Origin of the sequence: Achromobacter piechaudii NBRC 102461, assembly GCF_001571245.1 — a bacterium.
Classification (GTDB): Bacteria; Pseudomonadota; Gammaproteobacteria; order Burkholderiales; family Burkholderiaceae_B; genus Achromobacter; species Achromobacter piechaudii.
Genome location: NZ_BCTK01000013.1, coordinates 85,115 through 97,921, shown reverse-complemented (window position 1 = coordinate 97,921; position 12,807 = coordinate 85,115). Strand labels below are relative to the sequence as shown.

Genomic DNA, 12,807 nt, shown 5'->3' with positions numbered 1-12,807 from the left:
GCTACGCTAAGCGAGAGACAGCCATGCCCCCCACCGGCGCAGTATTTGAAAAACCGACCACCTTGCGCACCCGCGTCGAGGAATTCCTGCGTGCCTCCATCATGGACGGACGCATCAAAGGCGGCGAGCGCCTGCGCGAAGCCGAATTGTGCGAACAGCTGAACATCAGCCGCAGCACGCTGCGCGAGGCGCTGCGCACCCTGGAAGCCGAACGCCTGATTTCGATCGAGCCGCATCGCGGCCCGACGGTCGTGCGCATTACCGAGAAGGCTGCGCGCGATCTGTATGCGCTGCGCGCCCTGTTGGAAGGTTTCGCCGCGCATGAATTCGCGCGGCTGGCCAGCGACGCCGACGTCGAACGGCTGCGCAAGGCCGTGGATGCGCTGCATCGCCAGGCCAAGGGCAGCAACAAATCGGCCTTGCTGGCCGCCAAGCGCGACTTCTACGACGTGCTGCTGTCTGCCTGCGACAACGATCTGATCAAGGACATGCTGCCCGGCCTGCTGTCGCGCATCAACCTACTGCGCGCCACGTCGTTCGCGCGCCCGGAACGGCTGCCGGAAAGCATGGCCGAAATCGACCACATCTTCGAGCGCATCCAGGCTCGGGATCCACAAGGCGCCCAAACGGCCGCACAACAGCACATCGTGAACGCGGAACGCACCGCGCTGGATGTGCTGAGGCGCCAACAAGAGGAGACATCCACAAGTGAAGGCGATCGTCCAGGAATTGAGAGCCGCGGCGGCTCTGGCGCAGCAGGATAGCGAATTCATCGCGGGCGCCAGGGGCCTGCCCTGCGCCATCTGGCTGCAAGCCGGCACGGACCCGCAAGAGCGGGTGCTTGCCTGGGCGGGCCAGCCCGCCGCCCCTTCGCAGTGTCTTGTCATCAGCGCCCCGCCGGATACCTGGCGCAAGCTGCTGGACCCCGCCCCACCCCCGGGCTACCACTCGTTCACCGCCGCGCAGCGCCAGGCCCAGGGCCTGCGCGTAAAAGGCGACGCGCTGGCCATCGCCCAGGCTTTGCATCCGCTGGAACGCCTTTTCGAGATCCTGCGGGGCCAGTGCGAGGCCACGCCCGAGCTGCTGGACCGCAGCGCCATCTCGGGTCATTACGCCAATCTTCAACTGGGCGCGACGACCGCCTCTCTCTATTACGAAACCAGCGGGCTGGCGGACGGTCCGCCGCTGCTGATGCTGCACACCGCGGGCGCGGATTCGCGCCAGTTCCACGCGCTGATGGCGGACGCCGACCTGCAAAACCAATGGCGCATGATCGCCTTCGACATGCCCAGCCACGGCCGCAGCATGCCGCTGCCCGGCCGCGCCTGGACGGAAGGCGGCCTGACGCGTGAGGCCTATCTGCAAACCTGCGTGGCCGTTATCCGCCAGGTGGCGCGCGCGCCGGCCGTGCTGCTGGGCTGCTCGATGGGCGCGGCGATGGCGTTGGTGGCCGCCGCCCGCAGCCCGGACGACGTGGCCGGCGTGGTGGCGCTGGAAGCACCGTACAAGGCGGCCGGCCGGCGCACGCCCATGCTGTGCCATCCCCAGATCAATCAGGCGGCGCACAACCCCGCCTATGTGCGCGGACTGATGGGGCCGGCGGCCACGCTTGCCGCGCGCCGCGACGCCGCGTGGATCTACGCGCAAGGCGGCTACGGGGTCTACGCCAACGACCTTTGTTTCTACAGCGAAGACTTCGACGCCGCCGCCCACCTGAACGGGCTGGACAGCCGCCGCTTTGGCGTGTCGCTGCTGACCGGGGCCTATGACTATTCCGCCAGCCCGGCCGACAGCCGCCGCGTAGCCGCGCTGATCCCCGGTGCGCGCTTTACCGAGATGCCGGAGCTGGGACACTTCCCCATGGTGGAGAACCCCCAGCGCCTGATGGACTACCTCAAGCCAGAACTCGCGCACATCCGCAGCGCCAGGGGAATCGCATGACATTGCCGAACCACGAAGTCTATGCCTTGCGCTACGCCACCGTGGCGCGCCAGCGGGGCCAGAATTTCATTACGCCGCCCGACCCGCACGACGGCCCGATGCCCATGGATTATTTCGTCTGGGTCATCCGCCACGACGCGCGAGTGTGGCTGGTCGATACCGGCTTCAACGAGGCCGCCGCCCAGACGCGCGGGCGCGAATTCCTGCGCTGCCCCATCGAAGCCCTCAAGGACCTGGGCATCGCGCCCGACGAGGTGCAGGACGTGATCGTCACGCACCTGCACTACGACCATGCCGGCAACCTGCGCAAGCTGCCGCGCGCGCGGCTGCACCTGCAAGAAAGCGAACTGCACTACGCCTGCGGCTGCAACATGCGCTTTGACATACTGCGCCACGCCTACGCCGTGGAAGACGTGGTCGATGTGGTGCGCGGGGTCTATGACAAGCGGGTGGACTTCTATCATGGGCACGATGAACTTGCGCCGGGGCTGCAACTGCTGCACATCGGCGGCCACACGCAGGGCCTGCAAGCGGTGCGCGTTCACACGGCGCGCGGCTGGGTCGTGCTGGCGTCGGACGCCAGCCACTACTACGACAACCTGGGCCTGAACGCGCCGTTCCCGATCGTGCTGAACGTGGCGGACATGCTGGCGGGCTACGAAACGCTGATCAAATTCGCCGAATCGCCCGAGCACATCGTGCCGGGCCACGATCCGCTGGTGCGCACGCGTTATCCCGCGCTGAGGCGGGGCAATGCGGAAATCGTCGCCTTGCACGAAATGCCCGTCGCAGACGGCGGGGCTACCCCACGCTGACCGCCCGGTCACGCCCCGTTTGTTGACCCAGATCAACATCGCCGCCGCGCAGAAGATCAACATGGAAATTCCACCGCCAGCAGGGGGAATGACCATGGCAAACATCGGCATCGTCTTTTATTCGCGCACGGGCACCGGGCGTACCGTCGCACACCGCCTGGCGTCCATTACGGGCTGGCCCTGTCATGAAATCCGGGACACGTCGCCGCGCTTCGGATTGATGGGTGACCTGCGCTGCGTGCTCGACAGCCTGCTCAAACGCAGCGCCCCGATTCATTACGGCGGCCCCCCGCTGGGCGAGTTCGACCATGTGGTCCTGATCGCGCCGGTATGGATGCGCGCGCTGGCCGCGCCCATGCGGACGTTCCTGCAAGGCCAGCGGCGCTCGATCCGCGCTTACTCCGTGATCTGCGTCATGTCGGGCCACGGCGGATATCGCGCGGTGGACGATATGGTCGAGATCTCGGGCGCCAAGCCCCGGTCGATCCTGCTCTTGAAGGAAGCCGACGTGCTGGCCGAGGAATGCGATGCGCCACTATGCCGCTTCCGCGAGCAGACACTCGCCGCCGATGGTCCCGGCGGGTGGAACGAGCCGCAGTTGCCCTGCATCGACTGACAGCCCACCACACGGCCTTCCTCTGGCCGCATAGACAGCAAACTCACCGAAAGACGCTAATGCGTATTAGAATCAATAACTTTTTATTTCGCCCAAGCGTTTTCTCATGTCCCACCCTCCCAAGGCCAGGAAAGACTGGCTCGCCCATTACGCGGAGCTGATCGGCAAATGGCGCGGACGGGGACACGAAGATGGCGAGGACGCCATGCACGATACGGTGGTCGGCATGCTGGAAGGCGACGTCGCGGCCATCTATGACCCACGCGCGTATCTGTCGCGGGGCACCTCCAACCGGCTGGTCAGCAAGCACCGGCACGTCAACACGCTGGACATCACCTCGCTGGACGATATGCCCGGGGGCGAGCACCCCGCCACGCCGCCCGCCGACGATGGCGTGCGCTTTCAGCAACTGGCCGACGAATTGACGCGCGCGCTGCAAGACCTGCCGCCCAAGTGCCGGCACGTCTATCTGCGATGCCGGCTCGAAGGCTGGACGCACACCGAAATCGCGCAGGAAATGGGCCTGTCACGCAGCATGGTGGAAAAATACATGACGCGCTCAGTGCGTCACATCAACGATCGGCTGCAACACCATGCCCCTTTCTGATTCCGGCCGACCGGCCCAGCCCTCGCCCCCGGACGGCGACGATGCGCTTGCCCATCCGGGCGATGCGGCCCATTGGTTTGCGCGCATGCACTCCGGCGAAACCACCCCTGAAGACGAGCAGGCATTCGCAGCGTGGCGCGACGCGCGCCCCGAGAACGCGCGCGACTATCGCCAGTTGATGCGGCAATGGGACGCGATGCGCTCGGTGTCCCCTGCCCGTCTGCGCAGCTTGATGGACCCGGCGCTGACCGCCACGCCCCCGCCGCCCATGTCCCGCCGCCGTTTCGGGCTGGGCGTGGCGACGGCCTGTGCGCTGCCGATTGCCGTGGGCTTGATGGCGGCCCCTTTCGTGTTCGACGACGAGGACCAGCGCCTGAACTACGCCACCCGCAAGGGCGAACGGCGTGACGTCACCTTGCCGGACGGATCCACGCTGCACCTGAACGGCGACACCCGCCTCGCCGCCCGCTTCAGCGCGGACGAACGACGCGTGGAGCTGGAACAGGGCGAGGCCTTCTTCGACGTGCAGCATGACGCGTCGCGGCCCTTCGTCGTGGCGGGCGGTTTGGGACAGGTCACCGTGACGGGCACCCGGTTCAACGTGCGCCGCGACAGCGCAAGCTTGCAGGTCAGCGTGGAATCGGGCTCCGTGCGCTTGCAGTCCGGTTCATGGTGGTGGCCGCGCGAACGCCGCCTTGTCGCCGGTCAGCAGGCCATCGCCTACCCTGGCAACGCATTGAGCGAGGTCGCCCAGGTGAACGTGCAGAATCTGACGGCGTGGCAGCGCGGCAAGATCATCTTCAACAACGTGCCGCTGGCCACCGTCATCAGCGAGATGAACCGCTACCTGCCCCGGCCCGCGAGCCTGGACGCCCCCGACATTGGCCAGCACCGCGTATCGGGCATCTTCAGCGTGGACGACCCGCAGGCCATGATCGACGCCCTGCCCGCCATTGCCCCCGTTGCGCTGGACCGCCAGCCGGACGGCGCCGTCCGCGTCGTGGCGCGCTGATCGGCGCGCTAAGGGGTGGTATTTGTAACAAAACCGTTACAAAATAATATCGATTCTTATTCCGGTTTCGGCCGGGCTCGTGCGTCTAGATAGGAAGGGGCCGACTTGCCCCAGGGCATCGCCGCCCACCTTCCGTCGAAACCGGCGCGCCTTGCGGGCGTGCCTTCCACCGAGCTACCGATCTTGACTACCGTATCTGCCCGACCTGCTCTGCGCGTGCCATCGCGCGTGGTTCTCAGCGCGCTTGCGTTCTCGTTATCGCTTGCCTTCGGCATGGCGCCGGCCGCACACGCGCAGGAAGCGCCCGTCAGCGTCAACATTGCCGCGCAGCCGCTGGGCGACGCGCTGTTGCAGCTGGGCTCGCAGACCTCCCTGCAAATCTTCTACTCGCAGGACGTTCTGGCCGGCCAGCAGGGGCGCGCCATTTCGGGCAACCTGGCCCCCGAGGCCGCGCTGCGTCAGTTGCTGCAAGGCACCGGCATCGACTACACCCGCAACGGCAACAACGTCACGCTGTCGCGCCCCGGTGCGGCGGGCGGCACGGTGCAGCTGGAAGCGGTGACGGTCACGGCCGGCGTGCTGGGCGACCTGGCCCCGCCCTTTACCGGAGGGCAGATCGCCACCGGCGGCAGCCTGGGCATCCTGGGTTCCGAAGACGTGATGGATTCCCCGTTCAGCACGGTCAACTACACCTCTGAACTGCTGTACGACCAGCAGGCACGCACGCTGGCCGACGTGGTCGTCAACGACGCCTCGGTGCGCACGCTGACCTCCAGCGGCGGCTTTGGCGAAGACTTCCAGATCCGCGGCTTTGCCGTGGGCAGCGGAGACGTCAGCGTCAATGGCCTGTATGGCCTGGTGTCTTCCAGCCGCGTGCCGGTGCAGATCCTGGAACGCGTGGAAGTGCTCAAGGGACCCGGCGCCTTCATGCGCGGCATTCCGCCCAACGGCAGCATCGGCGGCGCGATCAACGTGGTGACCAAGCGCGCCGACGACGAACCGCTGGCGCGCGCCACGCTGGGCTACGCCAGCAAGGCGAACTTCACCGGCCAGCTGGACCTGGCCCGCCGCTTTGGCGAAGACAATGCCTGGGGCCTGCGCTTTAACGGCGTCAAGCGCGGCGGCGAATCGACCTTGCGCGACGGCAAGCAGGGCCTGGACATGGGCGCGCTGGGCATCGACTATCGCAGCGCGCGACTGCGCTGGTCGGCCGACGCCATCCACCAGGAAGACGTGATCGAGAACTTCCGTTCGCAGATCGGCTGGCAGGCCAACGTCACGGAATTGCCCTCGCCGCCCGATGGCGACATCAACTTCTATCCCGGCACGCGCCTGTCGCAACGCGACAGCACGATCATGTCGCGCCTGGAATATGACTTCACCGACCACATTACCGGCCACATCGCGGCGGGCTATCGCGACGGCAAGGTTCGGCAGATCTTCCCGGTCACCGTCAACATGGCGGGCGCGCGCCAGTCGGTGGACCAGGACGGCAACTTCAACGTCATGACGACGTACTACGACTCGTATTCGAAGACGCGCAGCGGCGACGCCGGCCTGACCGCGCGTTTCAGCACGGGCGGCGTCAACCACCGCGTGTCGCTGGGCGCCACCTACATGAACCAGGAACTGGGCAACGCGTATTCGACGGGCTCGGCCATCGTGGCCTCGAACATCTACGACCCCACGCCCATCCCCGACGGCCCGGCCGTGCGCCTGACGCCGCAAAAGGCGTCCGACACCACGCTGACCAGCTTCGCGCTGGCCGATACGCTGTCGTTCGCGCAGGACCGCATCCTGTTGACTGCCGGCATCCGCCACCAGGTCGTGGACGTAGACAGCTACAACACCACCACCGGCGCCCGCACCAGCGGCTACCGCGCCAGCGCCAACTCGCCCATCGGCGGCATCGTCGTCAAGCCGCTGCAAAACGTCTCGGTCTACGCCAACTTCGCCGAAGGCCTGACGCGCGGCACGATCGTGGGCGACACCTATGAAAACCGGGGCGCGGTGCTGGCGCCGTACAAGTCCAAGCAGTACGAAACCGGTGTGAAGGTGGACTGGGACGGCAACATCATCACCACGCTGTCGCTGTTCCAGATTGCGCGCCCGTCGGGCCAGGCCGACGACAACAACGTCTACGGCTATTTCGGCGAGCAACGCAACCGGGGCCTGGAGCTGACCGGCTACGGCGAGCTGACGCGCGGCCTGCGCCTGATGGCCAGCGCGGCGTTCATCGACAGCGAACTGACCAAGACCCCCGGCGGCGTCAGCCAGGGCAACCGCCCGGCCGGCGTGCCCGCCAGCACCTACAACCTGGGGCTGGATTGGGACACGCCATGGGTGCAGGGCCTGAGCCTGAACGGCCGCGCCATCCGGACCTCGTCGGTGTACCTGAACAACACCAACACGCTGCGCCTGCCCGGCTACACGCGCTTTGACCTGGGCGCGCGCTACGCCACGCAGATCGCGGGCAAGGACGTCGTGTTCCGCGCCAACGTGGAAAACGTCGCCGACAAGAAGTACTGGCTGGCGTCCGGTTCGTTCGTGACGAACGCGGCGGGCCGCACGTACATGCTGTCGGCGTCGATCAACTATTGACGCAGGCAATCGCCGGGCGCGGCGGGTGCTCAGAAGTCCCAGATGACGGGGACCCAACGAAACGCCTCGCCCGCCCGCGCGATCCGTCCCACGGACGGAAACGGCAGGTGCGCGGCCACCAGCAGTCCACGATTCTCAGCCAGTTCGCGCAACAGCCCGATGCGAACCTTGGCTGATACCTCGGGGTCGTGCTCGAAGCCGTTGTGCCATTCGGGATGGTCAAAGGCCACCGGGAACAGCGCGTCACCGGCGAAGGTCAGGCGCTCGCCGCCCGACACCAGATCGACCACGGCGTGGCCCGGCGTATGCCCGCCCGTGACGCGTACCGTCACGCCGGGCGCGACCGTGTGCGTGTCTGCAAAGATGTGCAGCCGGTCGCGGTATTCGTTGTAGAAGCGCGTGGCGGTGGTCCGCAGCACGTCCGGCACCGGCTTGGGCATCACCGTCTGCGTAAAGTCCGGCGACGTCCAGAACGCCACTTCGGCCGCCGCCACGTGGATGCGCACATCCGGACGCAGGCGCTTCTGCACGTCCGGCACCAGCAGGCCGCCCACGTGGTCCATGTGCATGTGGGTGATGATCACATCCGTCACGCTCTCCAGCGCAACGCCCGCGGACGCCAGACGCTGCGGAAACATGCCGGCGCGCGGAAATCCGGGAAACTGCCCGCCCAGGCCCGCGTCGATCAGTATGGTCTGGTCGCCGCTGCGGGCCACCATGACGTTCAACGGCCAGTCGAACGCATCGGGCGGCATGAACATATGGTCCAGCCAGGCGGCCAGATCGGCCGGCTCGACGTTGGTGGCCATCGTCGAGGTGGGCAAGGGCAGCACGCCATCGCTCACGACCATCGCGTCGATCTCTCCGATACGCAGCGCGTAGCGGGACGGAACCAGATCCACGGGGCCGGCGACGCCGGGATGCAAGGGGGTATCGGTACGGAACATGACGAAATCTCCTAAGGGGTCAGACAGTGAAGGCATCGTAGGCGTGGCCGGCAAGAGCCGGTAGACCCGAAGCGTGAAGCGCCATGTTGTGAGTGGCGCACCAATGCCAGGCATATGGCGGGTTGGCCGCAGCGTTCTTGTGAACCCCTCCTTGCTGCGGCAAAATACGCGGCTACCCGCCCCTGTCCTCCTGGCGTTGGCTTTGCTCATGTCCGACCCCCTGCTTGTCTTTCAGCGACACCGCCCTCGCCTGTACGCGATCGCGTACCGCATGCTGGGCGCGGTCGCCGAAGCCGAGGATGTGGTGCAGGAAGCCTGGCTGCGTTGGCATGGCGCGGACCGCGACGCCATCGAGAACGCCGAAGCCTGGCTGGTCACGGCCACCACGCGCCTGTCCATCGACCGGCTGCGCGCCGCCAAGGCCGAGCGCGCCCATTACACGGGCGTCTGGCTGCCCGAACCCATGCTGATGGCCGCGCCCTCCACGCCCGAACAGATCCACGAATTCGCGGACGACGTATCGGTGGCTTTCTTGTTCATGCTCGAACGCCTTACGCCGGACGCGCGGGCGGCGTTCCTGATGCGCGACGTGTTCGACGCCGACTACGAAGACATTGCCGACACCTTGGGCAAGACCCAGGCCGCGTGCCGCCAGCTGGTGCGTCGCGCCCGGCTGCAATTGCGCCAGGGCGAGCCGCGCGCAGCCGTCTCGCGCGCTGCGCTGCATCGCCTGTTGCTGGCCTTTGCCGACGCCATGCAGCGCAGCGACTTTCACGGCTTGCACGCCCTGTTGAGCGACGACGCCGAACTCATCGGCGACGGCGGCGGCAAGGTTTCAAGCTTTGCCCGGCTGGTGGGCGGCAAACGGCTGGCGCAGCTGTTCTACGCCGGCAAGCGCCGCTTCGGCACGGGCCTGCGCGCCGAGGTGGTGCAGGTCAATGGGCAATGGACGCTGCTGCGTTTCATCGATGGCCAACTGGAATCCGTGCAGTCCTACGAGACGGACGGTGAACGCCTGACGCGGGTGCTGGTGCAACGCAACCCGGACAAGCTGGCGCGCATCGCCGCTGCGTTGGCGCAAGGCTGAACGCGGGCCGCACCGCGCATGGTGTTGCCTCTCAGGCAACATGGTGATCCCCGCAGCGGATCTACCGCCGCGCGAAGTGCGCTTCTACGATGAGGCTTCACTACGCCATCTGGGAAAGCGCATGTCGACACTCTTGAAATTCACCCTGCCCCTCTTTGCCGCCGGCGCGCTGCTGGGCACGGCCCACGCCGCCCCGGCCGAACCTGTCGTCACCGAGCTCATGAGCCGGCCGCTGCCGGACATTCCGGGCAAGGACGCGCTGATGATCACGGTCGATTACCCGCCCGGCGCGGCCGACCCGATCCATCGCCACGACGCCTACAGCTTTATCTACGTGCTGCAAGGCAGCATCGTCATGCAGGTCAAAGGCGGCAAGGAAGTCACCTTGACGCCGGGGCAGACCTACTACGAAGGTCCGGACGACATCCATACCGTAGGACGCAACGCCAGCCAGACCGAACCCGCGAAGTTCGTGGTGGTGCTGATCAAGAAACAGGGTGCGCCCGCGCTGATCCCGATCAAATAGGCGGCATCGCCCACGAGGCCGCCCCGCCAGGAGCTGCTTCGAAAGTTTTTTTTCAATGCCGCGTCACAGAATGGCCCGCCGCGCCGTCTTAGCAATAAGACCCACCAGATCGCGGCGCCGCCACCATGACGACTTCCCTGTTCGCTCCCTCGATTTCCCCGTCCGCCCCCGGCGCGGACTCCCTGGCTGACAGCTTCGCCACCTCGTATTCCGGCGTGGTCGCGTTCATCGCGGTCGCCGTCGAAGGCAACTTCGCCAAGGCGGGCGACCGCCTGGGCATCGGCCGCTCGGCCGTCAGCCGCAGCGTCCAGAAACTGGAAGACCAGCTGGGCACCCGGCTGTTCGTGCGCACCACGCGCACCACCTCGCTGACCGCCGAAGGCAGGCAATTCTATGAACAGTGCCATCCGGGCGTCGCGCGCATCGTGCAGGCCCTGGACAACATGCGCGAATTGCGGGAGGGGCCGCCATCGGGCCTATTGCGCGTGTGCTCGACCGTCGGCTTTGGCCGCAAGGTCGTCGCGCCCTTGCTGCAAGGCTTTTGCCGCGAACACCCGGGCATCGCCGTGGAACTGTGGCTGGACGATGCGCCCACCGACTTCGCGGCCGAGCGCGTCGACGTATCGTTTCGCAATGGCCGCATGGAAGACAGCCAGGTGATCGCCAAGAAGATCATCCCGATGCAGATGCTGCTATGCGCCTCGCCCGCTTATGCCGCCGCGCACGGCCTGCCCGCCTGCGTAGACGACATCGCCCGGCACCGCTGCGTGAACTTCCGGCTGGCGTCGGGGCGCATATACGAATGGGAATTCAAGGTGGCGGGCACGCTGCGCAAGGTGGCCCCGCCCGCGATGTTGAGCTTCAACGACGCGGACCTGGTGCTGCAAGCGGTGCTGGACGGCCATGGCATGGCGCAGATGGCCGGCTATCAGGTTGGCGAACATCTGCGCGCCGGCACGCTGGTCGCGTGCCTGCCGCAGTATGCGCCCGACGACCGGGGCCATTACCTGTGCTTCCTGAGCCGCCAGCACCTGCCGGCGCGCATGCGCGTGTTCATCGACTACATGACCGAACACATCCGCGCGCAAACCCCGCAGATTCTGGAAAGCCCCCTGCACGAGGCGGCTTGAACATTCCGGAGCCAGGCCGCCGAGGCAATCATGCGCGCGCGCCCGATACGTTGAACCAGGTATTGAAGTCGATCTCACCCAGGCGCGCGGTGGACAGGGACGTCGGCAGCAGCGTCGCGTCATCCAGCAACGCGCCAAAGTAGCGCGCGCCGCGATCGGCCTGCACGCGGCGCATATCGCCCACCTTGTCCATATAGCGTTGCGCCAGCTCGGCCAGACGCATGCGCTGCGGGCCGGCGATTTCGACGATGCCGTTCACCGGCTTGCCCAGCGTGGCATCCGCCATCGCCAGGGCCACGTCGTCGGACGCAATCGGCTGGATATAGGCGGGAGACAGCCGCACGGCGTCGCCCTGCGCGCCCGCCTGCACGATGCCGCCCAGGAACTCGAAGAACTGCGTGCTGTGCACGATGGTGTAGGGAATGCCGGCCGCCTCGATCAGCGCTTCCTGCACGATCTTGCCGCGAAAGTAGCCGCTTTCGGCCAGGCGCTGCGTGCCCACCACCGACAAGGCGACGTGATGCCGCACGCCCGCTCGCGCTTCGGCCGCCAGCAGGTTGCGCCCCGATGCCTGGAAGAAGGCCAGCACGGCCCCGTCTTCAAACGACGGTGAATTGGCGACGTCGACCACCGTGTGCACGCCGGCCAGCGCCTTGTCCAGCCCCTCGCCGGTCACGGTGTTGACGCCGGTAGCGGGCGAGGCGGCAATTGCGTCATGGCCCCGTTCGACCAGGCGTTTGACTAGCTTTGCGCCGATCAGGCCGGTGCCGCCGATAACCAGGATTTTCATGGCGCGTCCTCAGTTGAAGTTGGCCTTGTCCAGCCCGTAGGCCTTGTCGGCCGAGCCGGGCACGGTGCGAAAGCCCACGTTCAGCCGGTTCCAGCCGTTGATGGCCATGACCGCGAAACTCAGGTCCGAGATTTCCTTTTCGGACAGCTCGCCGCGAACGCGCTCGTAGATCTCATCGGACACGCCGTGCGCACCCAACGTGGTCAGGGCCTCGGTCCAGGCCAGGCAGGCCCGTTCGCGTGCAGAGAATTCCGTGGACTCGCGCCAGATCGCCACATGATGCAGGCGCAGTTCGCGTTCGCCCTGGATCTTGGCCTCTTTGATGTGCATGTCCAGGCAGAAGCCGCAGCCGTTGATCTGCGATGCGCGGATCTCGATCAGGGCCAGGATCGAAGGCTCGATCGATCCGGACTTCAACAACATCCCGAATTCGACGAATTTCTTGAAGAGCGCGGGCGATTGCGCAAAAGCGTTAAGACGTTGACTCATGATGACTCCGCTGAAGGTATGCGCCGGTCCCGGCAGGCTTGCGGCGGGCGGCGCTGGATGCTTGAACAACGCCCAGATCGTAGGTCTGCCATGCAAACGGCAGTAGCCCTGCGCGAGGGACCACGGTGTTGCCCCCGGGGCAACAATCGTGTCGACGGCGGGGAAATAGGCCGTCAATCGCGCCGTCTTCGGGCGTTTGAAGCTGTCAGCTAGCCGTAAGATCGGTCCCGCGCACCACGATTGCGC

General features: G+C 66.5%; 12 protein-coding genes and 1 pseudogene. 10 read left to right on the top strand and 3 right to left on the bottom strand.

Translation table 11 applies throughout. The features are described 5' to 3' along the window. Positions 1 to 23: 23 nt before the first annotated feature. From API01S_RS23495 to API01S_RS23465, 7 genes are all read left to right on the top strand, one after another. The gene (locus API01S_RS23495) at positions 24 to 764 is read left to right on the top strand and encodes a GntR family transcriptional regulator (protein WP_006220873.1); all 741 of its coding nucleotides are present in this window, start codon (positions 24 to 26) and stop codon (positions 762 to 764) included. After that, positions 709 to 1,941, top strand: a complete 1,233-nt coding sequence (locus API01S_RS23490) for an alpha/beta fold hydrolase (RefSeq protein ID WP_061306260.1) — start codon at positions 709 to 711, stop codon at positions 1,939 to 1,941. Before API01S_RS23495 ends, API01S_RS23490 begins: the two co-directional genes overlap by 56 nt. Further along, entirely contained in the window at positions 1,938 to 2,756 is an 819-nt protein-coding gene (locus API01S_RS23485; RefSeq protein WP_061306259.1) for an N-acyl homoserine lactonase family protein, read from the top strand. The genes API01S_RS23490 and API01S_RS23485 overlap by 4 nt, the downstream gene beginning before the upstream one ends. A 22-nt stretch (positions 2,757 to 2,778) precedes the next feature. Continuing rightward, complete coding sequence (locus API01S_RS23480) at positions 2,779 to 3,372, top strand: flavodoxin family protein (protein WP_156487162.1); 594 nt, start codon at positions 2,779 to 2,781, stop codon at positions 3,370 to 3,372. Positions 3,373 to 3,478: 106 nt separating this feature from the next. Continuing rightward, entirely contained in the window at positions 3,479 to 3,979 is a 501-nt protein-coding gene (locus API01S_RS23475) for an RNA polymerase sigma factor (RefSeq protein ID WP_006220877.1), read from the top strand. Continuing rightward, the gene (locus API01S_RS23470; protein ID WP_061306257.1) at positions 3,966 to 4,991 is read left to right on the top strand and encodes a FecR family protein; all 1,026 of its coding nucleotides are present in this window, start codon (positions 3,966 to 3,968) and stop codon (positions 4,989 to 4,991) included. Before API01S_RS23475 ends, API01S_RS23470 begins: the two co-directional genes overlap by 14 nt. 183 nt (positions 4,992 to 5,174) lie before the next feature. Then, a complete protein-coding gene (locus API01S_RS23465; protein ID WP_254598625.1) occupies positions 5,175 to 7,592 on the top strand; it encodes a TonB-dependent receptor in 2,418 nt (805 codons plus the stop codon). 29 nt (positions 7,593 to 7,621) lie between these two features. Here the strand turns inward: API01S_RS23465 and API01S_RS23460 are convergent, their stop codons facing one another. Continuing rightward, a complete protein-coding gene (locus tag API01S_RS23460; RefSeq protein ID WP_061306255.1) occupies positions 7,622 to 8,539 on the bottom strand; it encodes an MBL fold metallo-hydrolase in 918 nt (305 codons plus the stop codon). Positions 8,540 to 8,747: 208 nt separating this feature from the next. Here API01S_RS23460 and API01S_RS23455 point away from each other — a divergent pair, with 208 nt between their 5' ends. From API01S_RS23455 to API01S_RS23445, 3 genes are all read left to right on the top strand, one after another. Further along, positions 8,748 to 9,626, top strand: a complete 879-nt coding sequence (locus API01S_RS23455) for an RNA polymerase sigma-70 factor (RefSeq protein ID WP_061306254.1) — start codon at positions 8,748 to 8,750, stop codon at positions 9,624 to 9,626. 121 nt (positions 9,627 to 9,747) lie between these two features. Then, positions 9,748 to 10,152, top strand: coding sequence for a cupin domain-containing protein (locus API01S_RS23450; RefSeq protein ID WP_006220882.1), 405 nt, complete (start codon positions 9,748 to 9,750; stop codon positions 10,150 to 10,152). 125 nt (positions 10,153 to 10,277) lie between these two features. Then, a complete protein-coding gene (locus API01S_RS23445; protein ID WP_006220883.1) occupies positions 10,278 to 11,282 on the top strand; it encodes a LysR family transcriptional regulator in 1,005 nt (334 codons plus the stop codon). A 28-nt stretch (positions 11,283 to 11,310) separates the two neighbouring features. Here API01S_RS23445 and API01S_RS23440 read toward each other — a convergent pair whose 3' ends face one another. Further along, the gene (locus API01S_RS23440; RefSeq protein ID WP_050730672.1) at positions 11,311 to 12,072 is read right to left on the bottom strand and encodes an SDR family oxidoreductase; all 762 of its coding nucleotides are present in this window, start codon (positions 12,070 to 12,072) and stop codon (positions 11,311 to 11,313) included. Between the two features lie 219 nt (positions 12,073 to 12,291). After that, a pseudogene (locus API01S_RS29665) lies at positions 12,292 to 12,561 on the bottom strand (carboxymuconolactone decarboxylase family protein); the annotation flags it as partial. Positions 12,562 to 12,807: the final 246 nt, after the last annotated feature.

Coding starts and splice junctions, on each gene's coding strand:
- API01S_RS23485 (WP_061306259.1), top strand. CDS start 1,938: ATGACATTGCCGAACCACGAAGTCTATGCCTTGCGCTACGCCACCGTG.
- API01S_RS23470 (WP_061306257.1), top strand. CDS start 3,966: ATGCCCCTTTCTGATTCCGGCCGACCGGCCCAGCCCTCGCCCCCGGAC.
- API01S_RS23450 (WP_006220882.1), top strand. CDS start 9,748: ATGTCGACACTCTTGAAATTCACCCTGCCCCTCTTTGCCGCCGGCGCG.
- API01S_RS23455 (WP_061306254.1), top strand. CDS start 8,748: ATGTCCGACCCCCTGCTTGTCTTTCAGCGACACCGCCCTCGCCTGTAC.
- API01S_RS23475 (WP_006220877.1), top strand. CDS start 3,479: ATGTCCCACCCTCCCAAGGCCAGGAAAGACTGGCTCGCCCATTACGCG.
- API01S_RS23495 (WP_006220873.1), top strand. CDS start 24: ATGCCCCCCACCGGCGCAGTATTTGAAAAACCGACCACCTTGCGCACC.
- API01S_RS23445 (WP_006220883.1), top strand. CDS start 10,278: ATGACGACTTCCCTGTTCGCTCCCTCGATTTCCCCGTCCGCCCCCGGC.
- API01S_RS23440 (WP_050730672.1), bottom strand. CDS start 12,072: ATGAAAATCCTGGTTATCGGCGGCACCGGCCTGATCGGCGCAAAGCTA.
- API01S_RS23460 (WP_061306255.1), bottom strand. CDS start 8,539: ATGTTCCGTACCGATACCCCCTTGCATCCCGGCGTCGCCGGCCCCGTG.